22 protein-coding genes are annotated in these 23,864 nt (G+C 51.9%); 13 read left to right on the forward strand and 9 right to left on the reverse strand.

Annotated features, from left to right (window positions below):
• Nucleotides 1-28 precede the first annotated feature (28 nt).
• Complete coding sequence (locus tag DESMU_RS03370; RefSeq protein WP_013562192.1) at nucleotides 29-796, reverse strand: ATP/GTP-binding protein; 768 nt, start codon at nucleotides 794-796, stop codon at nucleotides 29-31.
• Between the two features lie 46 nt (nucleotides 797-842).
• Nucleotides 843-2,675, reverse strand: a complete 1,833-nt coding sequence (locus DESMU_RS03375) for an ATP-dependent DNA ligase (protein WP_013562193.1) — start codon at nucleotides 2,673-2,675, stop codon at nucleotides 843-845.
• Nucleotides 2,676-2,850: 175 nt separating this feature from the next.
• On the opposite strand from DESMU_RS03375, the gene DESMU_RS03380 reads away from it, so the two are divergent.
• Nucleotides 2,851-4,686, forward strand: a complete 1,836-nt coding sequence (locus tag DESMU_RS03380) for a S16 family serine protease (protein WP_013562194.1) — start codon at nucleotides 2,851-2,853, stop codon at nucleotides 4,684-4,686.
• Here DESMU_RS03380 and udg read toward each other — a convergent pair whose 3' ends face one another.
• Complete coding sequence (gene udg, locus DESMU_RS03385; protein ID WP_013562195.1) at nucleotides 4,687-5,337, reverse strand: type-4 uracil-DNA glycosylase; 651 nt, start codon at nucleotides 5,335-5,337, stop codon at nucleotides 4,687-4,689.
• Nucleotides 5,338-5,422: 85 nt separating this feature from the next.
• Here udg and DESMU_RS03390 point away from each other — a divergent pair, with 85 nt between their 5' ends.
• From DESMU_RS03390 to DESMU_RS03400, 3 genes are read left to right on the forward strand one after another with little or no spacing between them, the layout of a single operon-like run.
• Nucleotides 5,423-6,157 (forward strand): GtrA family protein, encoded by a 735-nt coding sequence (locus tag DESMU_RS03390; RefSeq protein WP_148222858.1) that lies wholly within the window; start codon nucleotides 5,423-5,425, stop codon nucleotides 6,155-6,157.
• A 12-nt stretch (nucleotides 6,158-6,169) separates the two neighbouring features.
• Entirely contained in the window at nucleotides 6,170-6,403 is a 234-nt protein-coding gene (locus tag DESMU_RS03395) for a DUF5622 domain-containing protein (RefSeq protein WP_013562197.1), read from the forward strand.
• A 3-nt stretch (nucleotides 6,404-6,406) separates the two neighbouring features.
• The gene (locus tag DESMU_RS03400; protein ID WP_013562198.1) at nucleotides 6,407-6,694 is read left to right on the forward strand and encodes a hypothetical protein; all 288 of its coding nucleotides are present in this window, start codon (nucleotides 6,407-6,409) and stop codon (nucleotides 6,692-6,694) included.
• A 25-nt stretch (nucleotides 6,695-6,719) separates the two neighbouring features.
• On the opposite strand, the gene DESMU_RS03405 is transcribed toward DESMU_RS03400, so the two are convergent.
• Nucleotides 6,720-8,204: a transglutaminase-like domain-containing protein gene (locus DESMU_RS03405; RefSeq protein WP_013562199.1), complete on the reverse strand. Its 1,485-nt coding sequence runs from the start codon at nucleotides 8,202-8,204 to the stop codon at nucleotides 6,720-6,722.
• Between the two features lie 118 nt (nucleotides 8,205-8,322).
• Complete coding sequence (locus tag DESMU_RS03410) at nucleotides 8,323-9,738, reverse strand: RNA-guided endonuclease InsQ/TnpB family protein (protein ID WP_013562200.1); 1,416 nt, start codon at nucleotides 9,736-9,738, stop codon at nucleotides 8,323-8,325.
• Nucleotides 9,739-10,079: 341 nt separating this feature from the next.
• Here DESMU_RS03410 and DESMU_RS03415 point away from each other — a divergent pair, with 341 nt between their 5' ends.
• Nucleotides 10,080-11,282 (forward strand): MFS transporter, encoded by a 1,203-nt coding sequence (locus DESMU_RS03415; protein ID WP_013562201.1) that lies wholly within the window; start codon nucleotides 10,080-10,082, stop codon nucleotides 11,280-11,282.
• Nucleotides 11,283-11,331: 49 nt separating this feature from the next.
• Here DESMU_RS03415 and DESMU_RS03420 read toward each other — a convergent pair whose 3' ends face one another.
• Nucleotides 11,332-13,497, reverse strand: coding sequence for a beta-propeller domain-containing protein (locus tag DESMU_RS03420; protein WP_013562202.1), 2,166 nt, complete (start codon nucleotides 13,495-13,497; stop codon nucleotides 11,332-11,334).
• 134 nt (nucleotides 13,498-13,631) lie between these two features.
• On the opposite strand from DESMU_RS03420, the gene DESMU_RS03425 reads away from it, so the two are divergent.
• The 3 genes from DESMU_RS03425 to DESMU_RS03435 are packed head-to-tail and all read left to right on the forward strand — an operon-like array spanning nucleotide 13,632 to nucleotide 14,648.
• Nucleotides 13,632-14,045 carry a helix-turn-helix domain-containing protein gene (locus DESMU_RS03425; RefSeq protein WP_013562203.1) on the forward strand — a complete coding sequence of 138 codons (414 nt, stop codon included), beginning with the start codon at nucleotides 13,632-13,634 and terminating at the stop codon, nucleotides 14,043-14,045.
• A 60-nt stretch (nucleotides 14,046-14,105) separates the two neighbouring features.
• Entirely contained in the window at nucleotides 14,106-14,357 is a 252-nt protein-coding gene (locus tag DESMU_RS03430; protein WP_013562204.1) for a TIGR00304 family membrane protein, read from the forward strand.
• A 12-nt stretch (nucleotides 14,358-14,369) separates the two neighbouring features.
• Nucleotides 14,370-14,648, forward strand: coding sequence for a hypothetical protein (locus DESMU_RS03435; protein WP_013562205.1), 279 nt, complete (start codon nucleotides 14,370-14,372; stop codon nucleotides 14,646-14,648).
• Between the two features lie 90 nt (nucleotides 14,649-14,738).
• Here DESMU_RS03435 and lpdA read toward each other — a convergent pair whose 3' ends face one another.
• From lpdA to gcvPA, 3 genes are read right to left on the reverse strand one after another with little or no spacing between them, the layout of a single operon-like run.
• Nucleotides 14,739-16,148, reverse strand: coding sequence for a dihydrolipoyl dehydrogenase (gene lpdA, locus DESMU_RS03440; protein ID WP_013562206.1), 1,410 nt, complete (start codon nucleotides 16,146-16,148; stop codon nucleotides 14,739-14,741).
• Complete coding sequence (gene gcvPB / locus DESMU_RS03445) at nucleotides 16,109-17,671, reverse strand: aminomethyl-transferring glycine dehydrogenase subunit GcvPB (RefSeq protein ID WP_013562207.1); 1,563 nt, start codon at nucleotides 17,669-17,671, stop codon at nucleotides 16,109-16,111. Before gcvPB ends, lpdA begins: the two co-directional genes overlap by 40 nt.
• Nucleotides 17,668-19,089, reverse strand: a complete 1,422-nt coding sequence (gene gcvPA, locus DESMU_RS03450) for an aminomethyl-transferring glycine dehydrogenase subunit GcvPA (protein WP_013562208.1) — start codon at nucleotides 19,087-19,089, stop codon at nucleotides 17,668-17,670. The genes gcvPB and gcvPA overlap by 4 nt, the downstream gene beginning before the upstream one ends.
• Nucleotides 19,090-19,170: 81 nt before the next feature.
• Between gcvPA and gcvT the strand changes: the two genes are divergently transcribed.
• The 5 genes from gcvT (at nucleotide 19,171) to DESMU_RS03475 (ending at nucleotide 23,840) form a co-directional block, all read left to right on the forward strand.
• Entirely contained in the window at nucleotides 19,171-20,280 is a 1,110-nt protein-coding gene (gene gcvT, locus DESMU_RS03455) for a glycine cleavage system aminomethyltransferase GcvT (protein ID WP_013562209.1), read from the forward strand.
• A 119-nt stretch (nucleotides 20,281-20,399) separates the two neighbouring features.
• A complete protein-coding gene (gene glyA / locus DESMU_RS03460) occupies nucleotides 20,400-21,746 on the forward strand; it encodes a serine hydroxymethyltransferase (RefSeq protein ID WP_013562210.1) in 1,347 nt (448 codons plus the stop codon).
• Between the two features lie 49 nt (nucleotides 21,747-21,795).
• On the forward strand, nucleotides 21,796-22,221 hold the full coding sequence (gene gcvH, locus DESMU_RS03465) for a glycine cleavage system protein GcvH (protein ID WP_013562211.1): 426 nt from the start codon (nucleotides 21,796-21,798) through the stop codon (nucleotides 22,219-22,221).
• A gap of 59 nt (nucleotides 22,222-22,280) precedes the next feature.
• A complete protein-coding gene (gene deoC / locus DESMU_RS03470; protein WP_013562212.1) occupies nucleotides 22,281-22,982 on the forward strand; it encodes a deoxyribose-phosphate aldolase in 702 nt (233 codons plus the stop codon).
• Nucleotides 22,983-23,840, forward strand: a complete 858-nt coding sequence (locus DESMU_RS03475; protein ID WP_013562213.1) for a spermine/spermidine synthase domain-containing protein — start codon at nucleotides 22,983-22,985, stop codon at nucleotides 23,838-23,840.
• Nucleotides 23,841-23,864: the final 24 nt, after the last annotated feature.

Consider the following 23,864-nt stretch of genomic DNA (forward strand, 5'->3'; position numbering starts at 1 on the left):
TATCCTGTTGAGTGGTTAATAATTGTTCTCAGGTTAGATCCCCGCATGCACAGAAAGCCTCGTGGAGAAGCATGTGGAGGGAGTCGAGGCCCTCTCCACGTGTCGCCGAAACCTCAACGGCCCTGAAAGGCCCCTTGGTCTTCGAGGCTATGTTAAGGAGGTCGGGCATTATTTCTAATGCGAACCCGGATTCATCACTTATTAACCCGGGTAGATCCATGGGTTTCTCCACCAGCGCTCTCACTATGTCACGTCTCCCCGCTGCATCAGACTTACTTATAACGGGCACGGTGATCAATCCTGTTTTAACCTGGAGTAGTACATAGATGAACCAAAGCGACACAGCATCCGTCACCGAGCCTATTGAGGAAGCGTCTATAAGGTAGGCTAGCACAGTGTTGCCTAACCCAGCTATCTTTTTAAGTAGAATATTACTGGCAGGCCTAAATATGAAGGCCTCCATCTGGCCCGGTGTATCGATGAGTACTAGATCCCATTGATGCATGTTTGAGAAAGGCGGCCTCGCCAATATGTCCCCTAGATAGTCCAGTATCAGCTCGGATGACTTTATGAAAGCCCCGTTTGGTCCGAGACCATACTTCGACATGACATCCCTGAGCGTGAAGAACCACCTTATGTCCAGGGTGGGCTTGTAGCCGGGCTCCTCCACGCCTGGATCAAGGTTCACTATAGCTGTCCTAAGCAGGAGACTCCTCCTAACCCATTCACTATACGCTTTAACAAGGCTGGTCTTCCCTGAGCCTGCTGGACCAGTAAACACAACTATGGAGACCATCCAGGGGCACCGGTGTGACGCTACCTGGTTACTTGGTTAGGGCGGCTTAGGCTTCCTCGCTTGGCTTGGTTTCACCCGTTATCTTCTTCAATTGCTGCTGATACATCTCCACTAGCTCGTTGCTCGTCGTAGCATCCTCGGGACTCTTATCGGGTCTCCACCGTATGAACCTGGGGAACCTTATCGATATGCCTGCATCGCTCTTCACCTTGCCGTAGGCACATGTGTGCACTGGTGAAAGCGTTAGCTCGGCACCTATTATCTCCGCGACCAATGCAGGCTCAACCCATACATCGGGCTCCATGTTGGCTACCACGCGTGGATGCCTCCTGTCCCTCATATACGGCTTCAATATCTCGGGGAGCTTGTCGAGGTCTTCGTCCTTGAAGCCTGACCCGACTTTACACACTGTTTCAAATACGTCTTTCTCATCGTTGTATGCAGCCATGAGCAGGGCCCCGTATTTCCCTCCTCTCCTCCCCTTCCCGTGGAAGGCGCCTACCACGACTAGATCCACTGTGTCAACCATTTCACTCCTGTAGTCGCGTTTAAACTTGATCCATAGCCAGCCTCTTGTGCCAGCCTGGTATATTGAGTCCCCGTGGAGAGCTTTCACCATGACTCCCTCGGCTCCCTCGCTTATAGCCTTTAAGAAGAACTTCTCCAGCTCATCCACCTTGTTGGTCCTTATGTACTCGGCTATTGTGAACTCCTCTACTTTATCCACTACCTCCTCGAGCTTGCTTCTCCTGACCGGGAGGGTTTCCACAGTGTAGTCGTGTCCATTAAGGTACAGGAGGTCGAAGAGAAATACTTTCACAGGGTACTCCTTGATCGCTGAGTGAATATCATGCTTCCTCTTCCTATGCATGAGCTCCTGGAAGGGCTTCAACTCACCTGTCTCCGGGTCGTATGCGACGATTTCTCCCTCAACTATTGCTTCGTCAGCCTTCAAATGGTTTCTGGCGAGCTCGACTACATCGGGGTATTGCTGAGTTATGTTTTCAAGCCTTCTTGAAAATATCCACACCTTGTCGCCCTTCTTATGTATCTGGGCTCTCTCACCATCATACTTGTACTCGATGAATGCGTCTCCTCCAACCTTCTCAAGGATCTCCCCTGGATCACTCAGTCTCTCAGCTAGCATGGGGCGTATCGGTGTCCCAACCTCAGGCCTCACTTCCTTCACAGCCTCCAGGCCTTTCGAAGCAAGTATCTTTGCTACCTCGCCCAGGTCTGCTCTTAGATTATACGCCCTCTCGATCAACGGCCTCGCCGCTACCCCGCCCCCGTAGATTGTTGCAAGCGCATCCATGATCGTTGCCTCACCTATACCGACCCGTAGACGCCCCTCAACAAACCTCACTATGAACTTGGCTTCCTTGGGCGAGGCCTCCTTGAGTAAGCCGGCCAGCAACCTTATCTTTATATCCTTGCTCCCCTCGCCCTGGGCCATTGCCACCCTCACCAGCGTCTCATACACCCTGTTGACTGTTAGCTCGGTTCTCTGCTGCGTGTAGCTCAGCAGTGTGACGCCCTGGGATCTACCAGTGCTCTTAGACTTCAATTGCTCAGCCGCCTTACCCAGGTCGCCGAGGCTCTTTGAAAGCCCTTCTACACTGGCCTCTGTGACACCGGTGGCCAGGGCAATGGCTTTCACGAGCAGCTTCTCGCCGACACCTATCTCAGGGAGCCCTTTCCAGTCGGGCCACAGCCTGCCCTGAATCAGGTAGACAACCCTGTCTATGATTTCTGGGGGCGTTTGCTTGAATAAGCCGACTAGTAGTGCAGTCATCTGGGTTCTAGAGGTTATTGCCTCTATGCGCTCGAAGACATCGGCGAGGAGCCCCACAGGCATGTCTGCCTGCCTACTACTCATGGATTACACCGTCCAATTAATGACTTTACACATACTGTGTTATAAAGGTGAGTGGGGGTCACGTGTTGAAAGCCGGGGTTTAAGCAGGGCCTAGTACACCAGGTTTTTCAACCCCGCTACACATATCGCTATTCAGGTGATGATAACCCGGCAATTATGAGCCGGAGGGCTATGATTGATCAGTGTTACGCTGATAAACCGCCATAGGCTTGCCGTGCTCCTCATACTTGCCGCCCTGATAATCTCCCTGGGAAGCCCCCTGATAAGTGTCGGTGTCGAACACTGGGTTAGGGAAGCCGGCTTCAAGCTACTCGCAGTAGGCGAGAAGGGGGAGGGGTTAACGATAGATGTGGCTGCCACGATAATCTACCCGGGCACCGGGGTCTTGAGAACTAGAGGGGAGGGCAGCGTAGCCGGGGACACCGTTAACTCGATGAGGCTTGCACTATGGTATGCCTCAGTGTTAACCGGTGTTGATCCAGGCGTGATCGACGTGTACATCACGTTGAGGAACCCGGTTAAACTAGAGGGGCCTAGTGCAACCCTGTTGTTCACGCTAGTGTTTACGGCACTGCTACGTGGAGACCGGGTTAACTCCTCCTACACTGCCACAGGTATAATAGCTCCGGGCGGCGTGGTTGGTGCTGTAGGCGGGCTTGAAGCAAAGCTGAGTGCAGCCGCTGAAGCCGGCTTGACGAGGGTTGTAGCCTCATCAGTTGCCCCGGTTGATTCCCCGCTTTACTATCCATCGCTCACGCTTCTCGACGCCTACCACGCGTTCACGGGAGTCGACTTGGTTAGCCGGGTTGAGTGGTCTCCCGTAATGCACGCATTAAACAGCTCCATGCTCGCAGGCTTCAATGAATCCTACAACTACTTCACCGGTCTCTACGAGTCGCTTGATGAGAGGCTACCGGTCTCCTGGAGCGATGAGTACCGTGTAACTGCGAGACTCTACCATGAGAGGTCTCTTGAAGCATACTCGGCGAGGCTGTACTATGCAGCCGCATCAATGGCGTTCGCCAGCCTCCACAGTATCCTAGCCTCATACCTCCACTATGTGAGCACGTACAGCCCCCAGCTACTTCGAGGAGAACTCTCCAGGCTCCTTGCGGAGAGCAATGAAACCATCAATAGAGTGAGGAGTGGCATGGCCGAGCTCAGCAGGGAGATTTCCTCTCAGGGAAGCGTGGACTTATGCCTCCTCGACTCCCTCGTGTTAACTTATGAGAGGATAATTGAAGTTGACCGAGGGATACAGGTCCTCCAGAGGGAGCTCTCAGGCACTCAACGCCTAGAGGACCTAGTACCGGAGGCCAGCTACTTGTATGCTAGATCCCTGACAGCCCTCGAATGGTTAAGGATCACTAATTCGACAAGACACCCCTGCGGGATACCCGTGGGTTTAAGCAGTGTAGAGGGGCTTATAGACAGCCTTAAAGAAGCACTGGAGGTACACGTCGCCTACCTAGATGACCTAACGAACTCCAGCATAATATTGACTGGTGACACATGGGTAGAAGACGGTGTAGGAAGGCTTGCATACTATGTCTCACTATTCCAAGACATCGCCTCACAGTTCTACTCGCTCACCGGGCTCCCGCGAGTGCTCCCTATCCATGTGGATCACGATGCATACGCAGCCCTCCTCGATACGTATGCAAGCCTCCTCGCCGCCCTCAGCCAAGCGGGCCGGGAGGGTTGGACACCGCTTCCAAGCAGTCTTGCACTAGCTGAACTCGTTGAAGCCGGTGTCATGGCAACCGGGAACAACACTTACTCAGCGAGCCTGATTCTCAAGGAGTGCTCCAGGCTCTACACGTACCTCTTCCTGGCAGAGGCTTTGAAACGGAGCGGGGAGAACACCTATATGTATTCATGGATGAGCATTAGGAACATCGTGGCCTACGCATCACTGGTACTGGTAGCCACTGGCTCCCTGATCATGTTGAAAGCCCGTTTTCGAGGAGGAAGACCGGGGCATGTAGACCTGGTGAGCCAGCACCCGTAGCTAGCCCTGTCTACTGGAGTCGCCTAGGAAGTCAAGTATAGTCCTACCCTTCCTACTGGTCGAGGAAGCCTTGAAGGCCTCCTCGATATGCTTCCTTATCACTCCTTCAAAGTCTTTTCTAAGCTCATCCTTTAAACCAGGATTGTAGAGGGCTGCAGCCGGGTGGAATGTCGGTATTATAACAGTGTGAACCCCGTTGATGACCGCGTTGAAGGCTTTTCCATGCATACTGCTCATATTCACCCATTTAAGGCCCCCTAGCTCGAAGAGTGTTCTAGCAGCATGCCTCCCGAGCGCCACTATCACCCTCGGCTTAAGCAGCTCTATCTGCTTCAACAGGTATGGTAGGCAGGCCTTTATCTCATCGTCCTCGGGGTCCCTATTGTTCGGCGGCCTGCACTTGACTACATTGGTTATGTAGAGGCTCTCACGCTTAAACCCTATTGACTCTATGAGCTCAGTGAGGAGCTTGCCTGCCGCACCGACGAATGGCCTCCCGGTTTCATCCTCCCTTTCACCAGGTGCCTCGCCGACAAGCATCACCCTGCTATTCGTGTCCCCCTCCCCTGGCACCGGGTTCTTCCTGTGCTCGCTGAGCCTGCATCTCTTACAGCTCAGTATTGAGTTAACGAGGCTGCCCCACTCATCCATTGCTACCGCCGCCAGATACCAGGTTAAAAATAGTTGTCCCAGGATATTTATCCCTGCATACAGCGGTGTGCGGCAATTGAAACCCGTGTACGTCAAGGTGCTTGAAAAGAATGGTTTGAAACTATATGTGTTGAAGGGGCTTGAAGACCTAGCGAACACCCTTGAACCAGGTGAAGCCAACGTAGTGTTACTGCTGGATACAGGGGTTATCGATAGGATTGCATTCAAGCTACTCGGGATCCCGGCCTACTTCTGCATGGGCAAGGCCGTCATAGGGTTCACGACGAGCAGGGAGGACGATGCCCCTCCATGTGAATCCGAGGGCCACAGGAACCTCTTCATGGAGCGTGACGGAGGAGTAAAGCTGAAGCTGTACAGTCAGAGACTCCCAAGGATCCTCGCACTCCCCTTATCCGAGGTGAACAGGGTTGCGAGATTCATTGCGGTCGGCGCCTCAGGGGTCGCGGTGAACCTGGCCGTAGCCGAGCTCTCACACAGGCTGCTGCAGGGTAACCCGCTGATAGCGAACCCTATAGCGTCCACTGCAGGCTTCGAAGCCAGTGTCCTCTGGAACTTCACGCTTCACGAGGAGTGGACGTTCAAGGATGCAGGGCTTTCAAGCAAGGGGAGGCTGGTGAGGCTCATTAAATACCATTTGGCGAGTATTGCAAGCTGGATGAGCCAGGTCTTCTTCGCTACAGTGATGCCCATCTACCTTGGCACACCATTCTGGCTTGGCCAAGCTGTAGGAGTCCTAGTAGGCTTCACTGTAAACTTTATATTAGGATACATATATACGTGGAGCTGGAGTAGACTGTAACGGGTGCCAGCCATGGGTTTGAAGCACGGTAAATACATCTACGTCAAGAGGAGCGACGGCTGGTATGTTAAGGTACGCGTGCTCAACGTTAGGTTTGGAAAGAAGCAGGGTGAAGGAGTAGATGCGAGTAATCCAACGAGGTACATTGTGACAGGCTCTAAGACAAGGATTCCACCGGTACACGCCGTCGTGGTCGAGGAGGAAGCCATCCCCCAGCCTGTGAGAAGCAGCCTCTACGAGGTATAAGGGTTGAGGAGGCTGCTTCACGAGGAGTTAAGCAAGTATTTTTCCAGGGTTGTCTCAGAGGAACAGGGCCCATATGTCTTCTTCCTGGTGTCGGGCAGGGATGCCGAATACGTTATCTGCGTGAGGAAAGCTGAGGAATACTTATACGGGAAGGTTGTGAAGGCTGATAAAGTCTCCGGCTTCAACTGTAGGGAAATAGAGTACGAGCCCCACGGGCTATATGTTTTCGCAAAGGAGCCCGGCGGGCTCGCTGAGAAGATATTGTTGAAGCTGGGGCAATACAATCTTTGAGAGATCCTGGAGTCATGCAGGCCATCTACCTGTAGCATATGTGAACCGTGTATTGATCTGTCAATGCCACACTCGATACAATGATGCTACCACCCTGCTGAAGCACTTTCTCAGCCACGTAAACAGCATACTGTTTAGCTAGGGCGTCACTATAGTACTTGAACCCCGGCCACGTGAAGTCCACGCATACCTGGGACCCTGCTCCCGGATTATACCTGCCGAGAGCCTTGAACACGTTGACGAGCTCTGAAGCGAAGGCCTGTGTTAAGCCATCCGCCGGGTTAGTGTCCGGGTATAATCTCGCCAAGTCGCCCAGGGATACACGGGTCATTAAGAGCCTGAGAGAACCGTTCTCCAACCATATTCTGTGAAGGAATATGTCGCTGTTCAACGATCCACCTATAAAGGACTCCAGGTCCCTGAAGTAGTCGTCAACCTCCACTGGCGGCAAGTGTTGATCCAGTATGAAGAAACCACCATTCACCACGACGCCTGCCACCGCATGCCCACCGTTCGTTGTGTTGAACACGAGGATGTAGACGTCCCAGCTAATGTTCACTAGTGCCGTCGCCGTGAATAAAGCGTAATCCGTGCATATCCCTTTTTTCAGCGTGGCGAATGTTATCGGGTCGTAGATGTAGGTTGAGTTGGATGCTGCTTTATCATAGTCGTAAGACGCGTTCTCATCAAGCCACTGTAAAACCCTCCATGTAGCATTAGGTAGGCTGGGCTCTGAGCCGGACTGGTAGAGAATACTTGAAACATAGCTTATCGATGTAGAGTTAACATACCTTACCACTGCCTCGATCATGCTCATACCTTTAGCAGGCCCCACGTTCAGAGATACCCGTGAGCAGTTTGCAATAGTCACCGCTGACTGCGATGAAGCAGTCAGGCTGCAACTCCATCCATCAGCAGCCTTGAAAAGCAGGATCGGCTTCGCCATCCCCATTGATGATATCCCGGCCACTACCTCGGCCACATCATAGAGCTCAGTATAGTAGAACCCGTCGTAGGAGAGCAGCTTAGCGTAGACAGCTGGCCCCTTCACCTGGAAGGGCGTGAGATACATACAGGTGGTGTTTGTATTAGCCTCACATACCGCTATGAAGGGCCTCCACGAGGCATACCTTAAAGCGAGGTAGCGTCCAGCCAACATCAGCTCGCCACCGCTGTCAGCCTGCCTAAATGAGGGTATCACAACCTCTACTCTGGTTAACCCCGGGCCCTCGGCAAGGATTATCGTTGAAACAGAGTACTCCGTGAGGGTTGTCGTCACAGTGGTCGTTGAGACAAGCGTCTGGAAAGCTATACTGGTCAAGGTATTCGTGTAGGTTGTGGTCTTCCACATGGTCTCCGTAACAGTTGTCGTCACGGTTGACGCTGCAGCACCCGGAGACCCCGTGGTGATACCTGGGATCCCCACTGGAACCGGGTACAGTGAGCCAATCATATAGGCGACTAGGGATGCCAGGATAACCGCTACCAGAACACCCTTCATGGAAGACATGATCCCACTAACCCATAGAGTGATAAGAGACATTGAAACTATATTGTGTTAGCATGCTTTTAACCTTAACGAGCCTACCTCGGCACTAGATGTTTCCGTGCAGGCACAGGTACTTGAGCTACTGCGAGATCTCCAGAAGAGATTCGGGCTCACATATCTCTTCATATCCCATGATATATCCGTTGTGAAGTATACGAGCAACAGGATGGCCCTGACCTCCTCCCCGCCCTAAAGGGGCGAGGGTCCCCTTAGGGTGGATCACGGGTTTGTGGTTTACCGCCTTCATTCTCACTACTTCATAGCTGGTGGCTTTCAGCCACCCCGCTCCATTCGTCCAGCGGTAGACCACGGGCTGGGTCTTCAGCCCGTTACCCCTATCCCTCTCCGGGAGTTGCCCTCTACTCCCGGTTCCTTGGGACTCGGGGATATGTAGGATGTTTATTGCGGCATTCAAGTCCGCGTTTATAACCCTCCCCATGCGGGGACACTTGAACAAACCACGCTTAACACGCCCATTATCGTGGGCTTCCCCGCATAGGGAGCAAGTCTTAGATGTGTGAGCCTCGTTAACCTTAACAACCTTAATTCCCAATTCCTCCCCGATCTCCTCGAAACGCCTGATAACGTAATCATAGCTCCAGAAGTTTACCGTGAGCTTGTTGCCTCGACTCCTAGAAATCCCCTCAGGATAACCTACGATGATTTCACCCACTTCCCTCCCCTTTAGCTCCTCCATTATCCTCCTAACCATGCTGTTCAAGGCGTGCCTCAGAAACCTCCTCCTCTTGTCGTAGAGCAAGGCAAGCCTTCTACCCCTCCTTTGCCCGTGCCTAGATAGAATCTTCTGAACCCTGCTTATCCTCTTGCCGTAGTACTCATACTGCGAAAGAACGCTACCGCCCTTGAAAATGTACCAGTCACCGTCCTCAACGTAGACGGTGGCTAGGTTGACAATCCCCAGATCCACGGAAGCTCTAAGGTCGCCCCCGGCTTCGGTGGTACCTTCAACTTCCACGGGGATATGAGCGTACCAGCTTTTTCTAGCTTCGTTGTATATTATCTCCAGTCTGCCCTGTTTTCCGTGCCACTTGAGTTTTCCCTTAAACCTCAGAGAGAGGTTGAAGTCTTTTAAATAGATAGTCCTCTTTTCCTCGTCCACCTTGTAACGGTCGTTTCTAATGATGACCGTTAGTTTGTATCTTCCGCTCCCATCCTTCCAGTACCCCGGAGGCCTAGGTTTAAACCACCTCGACAATTTTCCCTCCTTCTTCTCTCCAATCAAGGAGAAGAAGCTCCTCCAGTCCTCGGCGTTCTTCCTAGCGACTTGCTGTGCGTTAACCTTCAACGCGTCCCTATACTTTCGGTACACCTCCCTCTCCGTTCCGGTGAAATCGACCCTCTCCCCCCTCTTAAACTGCCGCATTCTTAACCAGTTCACCTCGTTCCAGCATTTCGCGGTAGCGATACCGAGTCCCACGAGCTTCTCGTGCGTCTCTTTATCTACGACGAGTTTAACCACATTAGTCCTTCTCACTCTCTCATCCACTGTTCCTCAATAACACTTCGAAGTATTCAGGAGTCTTTAAGCCTTACCCCGCCCTAAAGGGCGAGGCTTGTTTCTTGTCAAGGACGTCTGTAGAAGGGAGAGTCCGCCCCTTGTAGAAGTTGAGAAAGACCACTATGTAGCATGCTGGCTCTACAGCTCCGGAACATCTTAACGGGTTTTTAGTCGCCTACAACTGAAGGCCTTGCCTGAAGCAGTTGAATTACGGATCTTACTTCCTCCCCGCACTAAAGTGGTTTTCCCGTTTAGGACGGGGAGATGGCTGGAGGGACACGGGTTAAAAACTCTGACTATATTTAATCAACCCGGGGATGCTTATGAAGGGGTCTAGGAGGTATGTAGCTACCGTACTCGTATTACTGGTTGCATACATACTTGTATACTTCCATAGAACGATGACGGGTGTCATGAAGCCGGAGGTTGATCACTATGCAAGATACTATGGTGTTGACGCTAACCTCCTCCTGGCGGTAATGTCCTCAGCGTACTTCTACGCCTACGCTGTAAGCCAGGTGTTCATGGGTCCCCTGATAGACCACTACGGGGTTAGACGGGTTGGAGGAGTCATGCTCACCCTGCTAGGCGTTGCCACGCTTGTGATGAGCTTGCCTAACCCGGTTTCACTCATAGTTGGCCGCACCCTTATAGGTGTGTCGGCCACCGTAGCGTTCCTCTCATACATGAGGTCATCTTCCCTGGGATTCGGCCCGGGTTCGCAGGGTAGGCTCTCATCCTACGCGTTATTCGCTGGAGGCGTGAGCACTGTTCTAGCAACTTACCCGTTGAGGCTCATGTTGAATACCGCGGGAATATCCATGACGTTCCTGGCGCTAGCCGCCTTAGCATTCATGCTTGCCGCATCAGTGTACATGATATCGCCGGACAACGGGAACGGGGGAGGCAACGGCTCCCTCCTCAGGCAGGTTGCAATGTTGAAGGATATAGCGGGAAGCCCCCATGTATGGGGCGTTGGATTAGCTGCTGTAGCATCGTATGGGACGGGGCTCGCTTATCAATCAGCGTGGGGCCAGATACACTTAGCTAGGGTGTTCTCGCTTGGAAAAGACGCAGTCAGTCTCTACCTGATGCTGCTGGCCATGGTCTTCGTGGCGAGTTCTATCCCAACAGGGTATTTAAGCGATAAGCTGAAAAAGAGGCGGCCCTTCCTCCTGGCCGCTACTCTCGTAGCTGTGGCATCATGGCTTCTAATGTTCCTCTCAAGCTACATGGATAGTACAGGGCTGCTACTGGTGTCCCTTGGTCTCCTAGGTCTCTCACAGGGACTACATGTGATAGCTGCAACCATGGCTAAGGAGCCATATGACCCGGCGGTGTCTGGCACGGCTGTCGCATTCTTCAACATAATACTCTTCATGGGCATAGCCGTGCTTCAAACAATATGCACGGTGCTGAACCCGTTGGCCTCGATACTCGTTAACCTGCTTGTAGCAATCGCTGGTTCTGCTGCAACGCTCACACTGGTCAAGGAAACCTATCCCTCGAAGCATGCTTAAAGAGTACACAAGGGTTTTTAGTTGTTAAAAACTACATGGTAACATGAATTCAGCCGAGCTTATACTCCCCTATGAGTTGCATAGTATCGGCACTCCACTCGGCTATAGAACTCCATGAGACAGTGTATATGCTTCCCCCTATGTAGACGGCTCTGATGGCTCCTGGATGCTGCAGTATCTTCACTAGGTGTAGCGATGAGTCACCCACCTTGACGACTAGGACTCCACTGGTAGTGTATGAGTATGGAATATACGCGTTCCCTCTCAGGGGATCCCATGTGAAGGCATGGTGATCCGAGAACACTGGGCTCCATCCAGGTAGCTCTATGTATGCACTCTCCCTGGGTTCCTCGGGCCTGGAAACATCGAACAGGCTTATCTTAAGCCCCCCGTTTCCACCGAGCCCGATCCCGAGAAGCCTGTCACCGCTCACCGGGTGCAGGTACTCGCTGAAACCCGGGGTCTTCAAGTAGCCGAGCACCCTGGGGTTCTCAGGGTTCGAGAGGTCTATTGCATACAATGGGTCAATCCTCCTGTAGGTCACCAGGTAGAACATGTTCTTGACTAGTCTAGCCGCGTATATTCTCTCACCGGGAGCCAGGTCGCTCAGCACCGCTACTGTTTTATTCACGCTTAGATCCACTACGGCTACGAGGTTGCTGGTGTCGGACCCCGTTAACATGTACCAGAGGCCCCATGCAACGGGTTGCTGAATCATCCTTGAAGCATTGAGGAACACCGGTATTGTTACGCATCTTGATTCAACGCACTCGACGACATTCACCTGGAGGTTTGATGCATCGCCAACCACCATGGGCGGCTGGTAGCGGGTGTAGTAAGCCTTGAAGAAAGCTGTTGTCAGAGTGGTGGCCGTGATAAATAGTCTTCTCCCATCTAGATTCATCTCCTCCATTGCGAACTGGTCTAGTATCAGCCCTTTGACCTTGATGGATCCCCTGAAAGCGAGGCTCGTCCCATTGACGTCCACCATGTAGAAGACTGTGGAATCCTCGACGCGGGGTATTAGGTCGCTGAGAACCCTGTTTACTTCGTCAATCAGCTTGCTGGCTTCCTCCATGCTGCGCGAGTTCAGGTACTCCACTATCCTCCTATACGCAGAGTTGTAGTCACCTCTACTCGCGTATGATGAAACATCACGTAGAACATCCTCCGGGAAAGCCCCTGACATTATTGACGCGTTCACCAATGCCTCCTGGAAGAACACGTCCAGCACCATGTATACAGGGTATTTTGATGCAATGTATAATCGTTCACGCGACATGTATATCCAGTCAACGCTGCCTGTGACCACCGTCAGGTTCGATGAGTCCATTGAGGTGAGGTTAAGCGAGTAGACGGTGACCATGTACAATGGCAGCGTAAGTCCTTCGGGTATCAAGATGTCTTCAACAGGTTCACCATTGATACTTGGGATGAATGGTTTTATGGATCCATTCTCACCGATGATGTACGCTGACGACGATGAAACAACATAGAGTATGCCACTGGAGAGCCTGGAACCGGTGAAGATACCGGATATCACCGCCCTCCCGACTTCAATAGGTGTTGAGGGGTTGCTCACATTGTAAACTACTACGAGTGTGCTACCGTGCTGCAAAGCTATACCAGTGTAGAGTAAGGTTATGCTCTGGAGGACTCCACGGCTCCCCGCTATCACGACTAGGTATCCTTTATCAAGGTAGAGGCCGTGAACCTGGTAGTTCTCGGGGAGCAGTATCCTGGAGACTGTTTTCTTTGAAACAGTGTCGAACACCCTTACTTCTCCACCGGTTGCAACATATATGTATCTTTCATCGTTCTTAACCACGTCTTCTTCGTCGACTCCCTCCACCTGCACATTCGTCCCCGAGTAATACTGTGGTGAAGGCTGTGAGCGAGACTTCTCCAGTAAGGGTAAGCCCCCGACGATTATCGGGGTTATTGTTCTCGGCACACCTGTGGAGATGCTTAGCGAAACCCTCAGCGCCTCAAGCCTCCTTGCAAACAACTCCAGGATTGATGCCACACTAGTGTAGCCGTGTCTCTGACCGGTGCTAGGAGGCGGGACACTTATCTCTACGGGGATCCCGCTGGTTGAGGACGGGGTGGTATTCCTGCCGGTCCATTGCATACTTGTGAATGTCAGCGATAATAGTATCCCTGCTACCACCGCTAGCACGGACAACGCTGCGAACGAGCGTGTTAAGGCATGCATTTCACTCACCGCTGAATTATTTCGCCTGCATCCGATTTATCTCAAATCATTGAACGACTTGTTCAACCCGTTGAACACTTCAAGATTTAAGACTAACTGTTCCAGATGAGTATAGTGGTCGGGAGGCTGTTTTAATGAGTAGTGACCTAAGCGAGACCGAGCTGAGGATCTATGTCTACCTAGTTGAGAAACGTAGACCAATGGGTCTCCGCGAGATAGCTAGGGAGGTAAACCTGCCTGTGAGCACGGTACACTATAACCTTAGGAAGCTGGTTGAGAAGGGATATGTCGTGAAGAACCTTGAGGGATATGTGGCTAAGGGCTCCTTGAACATAGAAGGGTTTATCAGAGTGGGATACAGGGTTATCCCGAGGCTGATACTCTACTCACTCCTCTACCTGGGGATGTCCATAGGTGGAGCTATCTCCATGTATATCCAAGGGTACTCGAGTGAGAGGCTGATGCTCATTGCAGTATCCCTCTCATCGTCATTACTGATGCTTCACGAGGGCCTCACCCTGAGAAGGAGGCTGATGCATCGAGGTTGAAGCCGGTTAAAGAGCTTTATTAGGGTTAGCTACCAATACCTTCCACATGGTTGACCCAGCATGATGGCCCTGCTCATGCTTCTCACAGGGCTGGTTCTCCTCGCAGCCGGCGTAATCCTCCTGGTTTTAGAGGAGGCTGTGGGAAGACGGGAGGGAGGCAGGGAGTTCAGGGGAGGTTTTGTCGTGGTGGTGGGGCCTATACCGATAGTGGTTGGCAGCGATGAGGAAACTGGGAAAACCCTCGTGATCCTTGCGATAGCTCTATCGCTAGTGGCCCTGGCACTCTTCCTGGTACCTCTAATACTGGGGTGAGGTGCTTAGGCCTTGAGGCTCTCCTTACTCTTGATAGCCATCGGCGTAATCCTCTTGATCACCGGGGGAATCGTAGCCGTCCTTGAGGCATTGCTGAGCAGTAGCGGGGCCAGTATCTCGGCTGGGGGGTGTATCATAGTGTTCTTCATACCACTGTGCTTCGGTGTAGGCGAGCACCACGATGTATTATTGCTGGTATCAATGGTTATCGGCGCTGTGATCACGCTCCTACTCCTGTGGGGCATCATACAGGCGTCGAGAAGTAGGAATCCGACCTCCTCCCCGCCCTAAAGGGCGAGGCTCTCAGTTATAACGGATTAAGGATTGACGCCATGATGCTGGAGGGTGTGCAAGGGAAAAATGGATAGAGGGGAGGCCTACTCATTTTCTCAACAGGTGTACAGGTTCGCCGAGAATGTACTCAGCTAGATCCCTGAGGGACTCCGACACTGTGAGGTGCGGATACGGTGTTCTCGCGGCTTCCCTGAAGCACAGCTTCCCTAAGTAGAGTGGAATATAGGCTGAGATAACCTCTGAGGCGTTTGGGGCTACTACATGTATTCCAAGCACTTTCTCCAGTCTTTCATCAAGTAATACCTTTATGAAGGACTGCTTACCGCCCTTTATCTTCACGGCTGAGAGGTAGTATGCAGGGATCCTCACCTTAACGTATTTCACACCTATGCTGGTGAGTTCCTTCTCGCTGTAGCCTATGGATGCTACTTCGAGACCTGTGAATATTGTCACAGGTATAGCCCGGTAATCTATGCGGAAGCCCTCCTCGCCGGCCATCCACTTGGCTGCAGATATGCTTTCAAGTATGGCTTTATGAGCTAGTAGAGGCCCTCCTACAGCGTCTCCGGCAGCGTACACCGCTGGTACCGTGGTCTCCTGCCTCTCGTTTATCTTTATGAAGCCTCTCCGGTCTAGTTGAACACCGTTCTCCACTAGTCCTATACCGCTGGTTCTCGGAGTCCTTCCTGTTGCAACAAGCACCTTGTCGACCTCGAGTCTTTCACCGTTCGATAACTCGGCAACATATCTGTCTCCAATCCTACTGATGGATCTAGTGCTTGTTTTCTCAAGTATCTTGACACCTCTAGAAGATAGATGAGTTTTCAATGCTTGTGCTATGTCCCTATCCATCGAGGGCAGGATGTGATCCATTAGCTCCACAAGGGTTATACTTATACCTAGCGAGGAGAAGGCGTTCGCCAACTCAACACCTATTACTCCACCACCTATTATCAACATGCTCTCAGGCTTCTCCTGCATGTATAGGGCTTCCCTATTGCTTAACACGCCTATTCCATCGAACACTACGCCGGGCACGGTAGACGGGTTGGAGCCAGGGGCTAGGAGCACTTTGCCGGCCTCAATCACCGCTTTCCCTGAGCCTTCCTCAACAACTATCTCGTGCGGCGTCTTCAACACTGCCTTACCGTTTAACACGTTGACTCCGTGGGACTCGAATAATCCTTGTATCCCCTCCCGGCTCTCCTTGACCATGCTTTTAACCCAGTCAACCAGGCTTCCCCATTTAACCGATGCTTCGCCCCCTACCTTCCCAATGCTTCTGATAGCCTCAGCTATCTGATAGAACGCCTTGCTGGGGACGCAACCGTAGTTAGTGCACTCCCCTCCTATTAAGTGCTCCTCTACGACCGCTACTTTCAATCCTTTTCCAGCCAGGTATACTGCGGCAGGGTAGCCTCCAGTGCCGGAGCCCACTACGACTACATCATATCTCACTATATCTCTCCCCTCAGCCTTTTCACATGGATCCTCCAAGTTGGGGTAACATGCTTGGGGTGATTAGCTTTAACCACGTCGACTCTTCCAACACTGGTGTTCCTTGGCCATGTCTTAGGCTCACTGGGGTTGCTGTAGGCTATCCTACTTATCTCCTTGAGTCTCTCCACGTACTTCTCCACGTTCTCAGGTGTCTCAGACTCCGTGAACTCCACCATCAGGGCCTCCTTAACTATCAGCGGGAAGTATATGGTGGGCGCGTAGAAGCCTGCGTCCAGCAGCCCCTTGGCAACGTCTTCCGCTGTCACGCCGATCTCCTCTGCCATTGGTTGCGCACTCAACACAACCTCATGCTTTCTGAAGCGTCCTTTACCGTAGGGTATAGTGTAGCCTTTAACATTCTCCATGAGCTTCATGAAGTAGTTCGTTATCAGCACGGCGTGCTCGGTGGCCTTCCTCAATCCCTGGGGACCCATGCTCAGAATATATACATACCCCCATATCAGCGGCGTGATGTTGCCTAGGAACGCTTTCAACAAGCCGGCACTGTGCTCACCAGGCCCCTTAACCCTGTAGAGCCCGGTGTCCTCATCGTATATCACCCGGTAGCCTGGGGCCAGGTCTGATAGCCTCACACCCTTCTCCTTGTCGACCACTCTATCCTTTATACACACTGGCCCGGCGCCCGGTCCCCCGCCTCCATGTGGAGCCCCGAACGTCTTGTGTATGTTTATATGTGCTATATCGAAGCCCATGTCTCCAGGCCTTGCATACCCCATTATCCCATTGAGGTTGGCGCCATCGTAGTAAAGCAGGGCATCATGCTCGTGGAGCAATCTTGCTATATCAGTTATGTGTTCTTCGAAGAGTCCGAGAGTACTCGGGTTCGTTATCATTAACCCTGCGGTTGAATCCCCAACAATGGATTTCAGGGCCTCCATGTCCACGTTACCGTCTTCTGCCGAAGGTACTTCGACGACTCTGAAGCCAGCCATGGCGGCGCTGGCTGGGTTCGTTCCATGCGCACTATCCGGTATAACTATCTCGGTTTTCCTATCTATCTGGCCTTTGACCTCGTGATATCTTCTGATGGTTAATACACCGGCGAGCTCTCCATGGGCTCCTGCCGCCGGGTGGAGAATACATGTATCCATCCCGGTTATGTTGGCGAGCCACTTCTGTAGCTCGAACAGCATCTCGAGGAGGCCTTGAACCGTTCTTTCATCCTGCAACGGGTGTAGATTAGTTATTCTGGGATCGCCAGCTATCTCCCATGCTATCCTTGGATTATACTTCATAGTGCAGGAACCGAGGGGGACGGGGCCGTTGTCCACTCCAAACGCTGCTTGAGAGAGGTTCGTGAAGTGCCTTACAACCTCCACCTCGCTTAGCTCGGGGAGCCCTGGCTCCCTGTCCCTCCTCATTTCAGAGGGTATTTCTACCCTGCCGACACGTCTCTTGACCTCCTCCTCGGGCTCCGGGATCGCGATGCCGGTTCTGCCTTTACCGCCCAGCTCGAATATCAATGGCTCCCTGTTACTGGCCTGCCTGAACCCCTTCATCTCCCTCTCACCTCCTCTATTGCCTTCTTGAGGGTTTCAATGAGCCTATCTATGGCTTTGACAGAGTGTAGCTCTGTGAAAGCATAGAGTGCTACCTCGCCGAGCTCGGGATAATAGCTTCCAATGTATAATCCTCCATGTATACCGTGCTCCAGTAGCTTCTCATGCACCGCCGAGTACTTGACACCGATGTTGTTGAAGGATACTGGGAACTCGTTGAAGAACTCGCCCTTGAATACACGTGTCAAACCTATATCGCTCATCCTGCTTGAAGCATAGTGCGCCCTATAGTATACTAGCTCAGCCAACCGCCTCAAACCAGTCTTGCCTAGGAGAGCCATGTATACTGCTGAAGCCACAGCCATCAACGCCTCGTTCGTGCAGATGTTTGAGGTAGCCTTCTCCCTCCTAATGTGCTGCTCCCTAGCCTGCCATACCATTGCGAATGCCTTGCTACTTCCATCAATGGTTGTTGTTAAGCCTATTATCCTCCCCGGCATCTGCCTAACCAGGTTCATATCGTATCTCACGGCAAATATACCCAGGTGGGGGCCACCATAGTTCATGCCTAACCCGAGTGACTGCCCGTCCCCAACCGCTATATCTGCGCCCAGCTCACCCGGGGGTTTAAGCAGTCCAAGTGCAACCGGGTACACCCCTGTTATGAATAACGCTCCCTTCTCATGGGCTATTTCACCTATGGCTTTAACATTGTCCTCTATTATGCCGAAGAAGTTAGGGTATTGCACGTATACAGCGGCCGTATCGCCATCCACCATTGATTTAACGGCCTCAGCATCCACTGTGCCAAGCTCCCTGTCGAAGGGAATAGTCTCAATCATTAATCCCTGTGGTTTGACATATGTTTCAACGACCCTCCTATGTAGTGGATTCATGTTTCCCGGCAAGAGGATCTTTCTCCTCCCCTTTCTAACCCTGAAGGCCATTAGGGCTGCTTCAGCTATGGAGGAAGCCCAGTCATACATTGAGGCATTAACAATGTCCATCTCAAGTAACTCGGCCATCATGCTCTGGTACTCGAAGAGAGCCTGCATCAGGCCCTGCGAGATCTCAGCCTGGTACGGTGTGTATGCTGTAAGGAACTCCCCCCTGGAGATAATGTATCTGACGACTGGGGGGACGTAGTGCGGGTACACGCCTCCCCCCATGAAGGGCGGTGGATTGAACACCTTGTTCCTGGACAGCTTCTCTTCCACCAGCTCCTTTACCTCTATCTCGGAGAGAGGCCTACCCAGCCCTATCTCCAGCTTGTTCCAGGAGTCTTCGCCGAGCAATATTTCTGAAGGAATATCCTTGAAGAGCTCGCTTACGCTTCCAACGCCTATTACTTCAAGCATCTTTTTAACCGACTCCTCCGTTAAGCTAGGTATCCAGGGATGACTCTTCGTTTCGATCACCTTGACGCCACTGTATTATTACATCCTAAACAGATATATACCTTATGTGACTAGTAAGAGACCTATGTAGTGGTGTGGGATATGCCTAGGATACCCTTGCTCGAATACTATGTGGAGAAGGGTGCTGAAACTGGCCTCTTCGGAGAATGGGAGGTACCCTATCGTTACACTAACGCGATCGAGGAACACATTAGCGTGAGAACGAGCGTCGGGCTGTTCGATGTATCCCATATGGGGAGGGTTCTCTTAAAGGGGCCTGACGTTCTACCCCTGGCACAGTACGTGTATACCAAGGATATCAGCAGGACAAAGGAGTACTCCATGAGCGGCCCCACACTTGCCTTGAACCAGTGGGCCAGGGTAAAGGATGACGAAATGCTGTACAAGATCAGTGACGAGGAGTGGCTACTGGTCACAAACGCGTTGACAAGGGAACACATGCTGAGCTACCTTGAAAAAGTGAGGAGCGAGAAGGGGTTCAGGGTTGAAATAGTGGATTTAACATTCAACTACTCCATGCTGGCACTACAGGGTCCTAGGGCTGTGGAAGTAATGGAGTCCCTTGGCGCCAAGTGGGCTGGAGACTTAAAGACCCTGGAGTTCCGCATGAATGAGGAGATACAGGGGGTTAGAACCTTCCTCGTCAGCAGGAGTGGATGGACCGGGGAGGACGGCTTCGAGATCTGGGGGGAGAGCGGGGAGCTGAAACGGCTGGTGGATTTATTCCTGTCCAAGGGCGTCAAGCTGGCTGGGTTGATCGCGAGGGATACTCTTCGTATAGAAATGGGCTTCGTACTAGGCGGCCATGAGTATGGTGAGGACCCGACGAGATTCCCATGTGCACTAAGCCTACGGTATGGTCTAGGAGCAATCACATGGGAGAAGAAAGGATTCGTAGGGGAGGAAGCGTTGAAAGCATGTAGACGTGAAGGAGTGAGATGGATCAGAGTCGGATTGAAGCTCGGCAAGGAGGCCGGGAGACACTTCCCCCGTCAAGATGCCGGGGTGTATAGTGAGGACGTGTGGGTTGGATGGGTTACAAGTGGAACATACTCGCCGGTTCTGAACAGGGGGATCGCAATGGCCTACGTTGACTCAAGGTATGCTTTATTCGGTGAGGAGCTGACGGTGGATATAAGGGGTAAGAGGTATCCAGCTAAAATAGTTGACTTCCCATTTATCAAGAAATAGTTTTTCCGGGCATACACATTACAATAATCCGGTCGCCGCGTGGAGGCGGGAAGACTTATAAGTCTAAATCGAGCATTCTATAATAACGTGTACCCACTTATAACGCCTGGGTGAGTCTATTGGCATACGAGTCCGGCGAGTTCCTAGGTATAGAGACCCTTAGACAGATGTATCCAGACCTAGACGCGGTGTTAAACCTCACTATAACCCACACCATGTGGCGTAAGCGTCAAACCATAAACATGATTGCAAGCGAGAACGTGATGTCTCCTCTAGCCATGCTCGTGTACTTGAACGACATGATGCATAGATACGCTGAGGGAAAACCATATAAGAGGTTCTACCAGGGACTAATATATGTAGACGAACTAGAGGTCAAAACCCAAGAGCTCATGGGAGAGCTCCTAGGCACCAAGCACGTGGATCTAAGGCCGATAAGCGGCACAATAGCTAATGCAACCGCCTTCAGGACTTTCACGAAACCCGGGGATAAAGCTGTTGTAGCCCCTGTGCAGGCTGGAGCACACGTAAGCCACACGAAGTTCGGCACGCTCGGCGCACTGGGCATAGAGCAGATTGAGATGCCCTTCGATATAGAAGAATGGAACATAGATGTCGACAAGGCCAGGAAGCTCATTGAGGAGGTTAAGCCGAAGATAGTGACGCTTGGAGGCTCCCTATACCTGTTCCCACACCCCACCAAGGAGATCGCTGATGTCGCACACGCCGTGGGAGCCAAGGTGATACATGACGTCGCCCACGTGCTCGGGCTCGTTGTCGGGGGAGCATGGGAAAACCCGTTGAAGCTGGGGGCAGACGTGATTACCTCATCCACGCATAAAACCTTCCCGGGCCCACAGGGCGGGATAATAGCTTCATCAAACGAGGAGGACTATAAGGAGATGGGTAAAGTAGTGTTCCCAATGTTCGTCTCCAACCACCATCTCCACAGGTTAGCTGCCATGGCTGTGACAGCCATAGAGATGAAGCTATGGGGCAGCGAGTACGCTCGGCAAGTCGTGAGGAACGCCAAAGCCCTTGCAGAAGCACTGGCTGCAGAAGGCTTTAACGTTGTCATGGAGAGAAAAGGGTATACGACGAGCCACCAGGTTGTGGTCGACGTAGCTAATCTAGGTAGGGGGACAAGGATAGCCAAGCTGCTGGAAGACGCATACATCATTGTAAACAAGAACATGCTGCCATGGGATAGGCCGGAGGACGTGAAGGATCCAAGCGGGCTAAGGCTTGGAACACAGGAGTTAACCAGGTGGGGTATGAAGGAAGGAGAAATGAAGGAAATAGCTAGGCTGATGAAGATGGTTGTAATAGACAAACGAGATCCAAGCGAGGTGCGTCAGAAAGTAATGGAGTTCAGGAGGGAGTTCCTGGAGATACACTACGGCTTCAAGTTGACAAGGGAGGACGAGGTAAAACTATTGAAGATAATGCTTCACGCCGAGAGCTAAGCTATTTTTACTTGCTTCAACATCATAGGTTATGTCAGGTGGATACTTCATGAGCGATATCGTGATAGACGTAAAGGGGAAAAAATACGTAGTTAAAACCGATAGGAGGTACACTGAAACAGATGAATGGGCTCTCCTCGAAGGAGGCAAGGTCAGGATAGGCATCACGGACTACGCGCAGAAGGAGCTCAAGGACATAGTATCAGTCGAGCTACCTGAAGTCGGGAGACAAGTGAAGAAGGGTGAGGAACTGGGTGTAATAGACTCGATAAAGGCGTCATCAGCTTACTATGCTCCCGTGAGCGGTAGAGTGGTTGAAGTCAACGAGGAATTACTGTCTACCCCTGAGCTCGTGAACAAGGACCCCTATGGAGCCGGGTGGATCGCCGTAATAGAGCCCTCGAACCCAGGGGAGTATGAAGGCCTCCTCGACGCCGGCAAGTACTCTGAGAAAATAAAGAGTGAAAAACACTAAGCGTTTTTCCCCGCCTCCTCCAGTTAACATCCATGCTTAAAGCACGGGTGATGGAATTGATGAGTGAGCTAGTTGAAAAACTAAGTGTGAAAGACTTAGCCGCTATGATAGACCACACTCTTTTGAAGCCGGATGCAGATGTAAAGCTACTGGATAAGTATATAGAGGATACAAGGAGATACGGGTTTAAACTCTTGATGATCCCCCTCTCACTTGTCGACAGAGTACTGGAGTTAGCGGGGCGAACAATGGAAATCGGCGTCGTAGTAGGGTTCCCCCTAGGCAACACGTCAACGAGAACCAAGGTAGCCGAGGCCATTGATGCAGCCGAGCACGGTGTCAGCGAGATCGACATGGTAATGAATATCAACATGTTTAAGTCTAGGAACTACGAGTACGTGAAGAGAGATATAAGGAGCGTTGTGGAGGCAGTTAAGCCCAAAGGCGTGAAGGCGGTTAAGGTCATCATTGAAACAGGCTTACTAAGCGACGAAGAGAAGAAGACAGCTACCCAACTAGTTGCAGAGTCGGGTGCAGACTACGTTAAGACATGCACCGGGTTCCTTGGCTCAGTTGCCACAGTACATGATGTCAGCCTCCTGTACAAGGCGTCCTCAGGCAGGATAAGCGTCAAGGCCTCAGGCGGGATAAGGCGAGGCCTTGACGCATTAGCCATGATAGCTGCCGGCGCCTCAAGGATAGGTACTAGTTCAGGTGACAGGGTGATCGAGGACTTCATATCACTCAAGGAGGAGATGTAGATGAACGGGGAAGGACTCTACCTTCTGGAGCCAGCCGGCAAAACCTTCAAGCTGCAGTTCAAGGTTCTCAAAGTCTACGCGGTTGAGAAAACTCCCCACCAGGAGATGATGCTAGTGGAGCTCGAGGGGTTTGGGAAGGCATTGGTGATAGATAACTTTATACAAAGCACGGAGGCTGATGAAGCATTCTACCATGAATCACTCGTTCACCCAGCAATGGCACTGCACCCCGACCCCGTAAGAGTACTCATCATTGGCGGAGGCGAGGGAGCAACCCTTAGAGAAGTCTTGAAGCATGGAACCGTGCGGGAGGCTGTAATGGTCGACATAGACCCAGTCGTGGTTGAATTCTCGAAGAAATACTTGGAGTACATGCACCAAGGAAGCTTCAATGACCCTAGATCCCGGGTCCTCATCATGGATGGGTTGAGATATGTGAAGGAAGCCCCCAGCGACTACTTCGATGTCGCAATAATGGATCTCACAGACCCTTATGCCGGCGATGTCGCCAAGCCCTTGTACAGTGAGGAATTCTACAGGGATGTGAAGAGGGTTCTAAAGAGGGACGGGGTCATGGTCACCCAGGCTGGGAGCAGTTACTTCTACACAAGCGAATACGACTATGTGCTCGGGAACATAGGGAGGGTTTACAGGTATACGGCCGAGTACAATATATGGATACCGAGCTTTGGACTCAACGTGAACTTCATCGTGGCCTCAGACACCTATGACCCCTACTCCCTTACTGCAAGAGACTTCGATGAGAGGCTTGCAACGAGGGGTGTGAAGACAAGGTTCATTAATGGCGAACGCTACAGGGGTCTACTAGCAATCGGTGCACTGAGACCTCTACACTGAGATCCACGAGTGCCCTCCACATAG

Source organism: Desulfurococcus mucosus DSM 2162 (assembly GCF_000186365.1).
Taxonomy (GTDB): Archaea; Thermoproteota; Thermoprotei_A; order Sulfolobales; family Desulfurococcaceae; genus Desulfurococcus; species Desulfurococcus mucosus.

Coding starts and splice junctions, on each gene's coding strand:
- DESMU_RS03395 (WP_013562197.1), top strand. CDS start 6,170: ATGGGTTTGAAGCACGGTAAATACATCTACGTCAAGAGGAGCGACGGC.
- DESMU_RS03430 (WP_013562204.1), top strand. CDS start 14,106: ATGATGGCCCTGCTCATGCTTCTCACAGGGCTGGTTCTCCTCGCAGCC.
- gcvPB (WP_013562207.1), bottom strand. CDS start 17,671: ATGAAGGGGTTCAGGCAGGCCAGTAACAGGGAGCCATTGATATTCGAG.
- DESMU_RS03375 (WP_013562193.1), bottom strand. CDS start 2,675: ATGAGTAGTAGGCAGGCAGACATGCCTGTGGGGCTCCTCGCCGATGTC.
- DESMU_RS03420 (WP_013562202.1), bottom strand. CDS start 13,497: ATGCATGCCTTAACACGCTCGTTCGCAGCGTTGTCCGTGCTAGCGGTG.
- DESMU_RS03415 (WP_013562201.1), top strand. CDS start 10,080: ATGCTTATGAAGGGGTCTAGGAGGTATGTAGCTACCGTACTCGTATTA.
- deoC (WP_013562212.1), top strand. CDS start 22,281: ATGAGTGAGCTAGTTGAAAAACTAAGTGTGAAAGACTTAGCCGCTATG.
- udg (WP_013562195.1), bottom strand. CDS start 5,337: ATGGATGAGTGGGGCAGCCTCGTTAACTCAATACTGAGCTGTAAGAGA.
- DESMU_RS03425 (WP_013562203.1), top strand. CDS start 13,632: ATGAGTAGTGACCTAAGCGAGACCGAGCTGAGGATCTATGTCTACCTA.
- DESMU_RS03370 (WP_013562192.1), bottom strand. CDS start 796: ATGGTCTCCATAGTTGTGTTTACTGGTCCAGCAGGCTCAGGGAAGACC.
- DESMU_RS03405 (WP_013562199.1), bottom strand. CDS start 8,204: ATGTCTTCCATGAAGGGTGTTCTGGTAGCGGTTATCCTGGCATCCCTA.
- DESMU_RS03475 (WP_013562213.1), top strand. CDS start 22,983: ATGAACGGGGAAGGACTCTACCTTCTGGAGCCAGCCGGCAAAACCTTC.
- gcvT (WP_013562209.1), top strand. CDS start 19,171: ATGCCTAGGATACCCTTGCTCGAATACTATGTGGAGAAGGGTGCTGAA.
- gcvH (WP_013562211.1), top strand. CDS start 21,796: ATGAGCGATATCGTGATAGACGTAAAGGGGAAAAAATACGTAGTTAAA.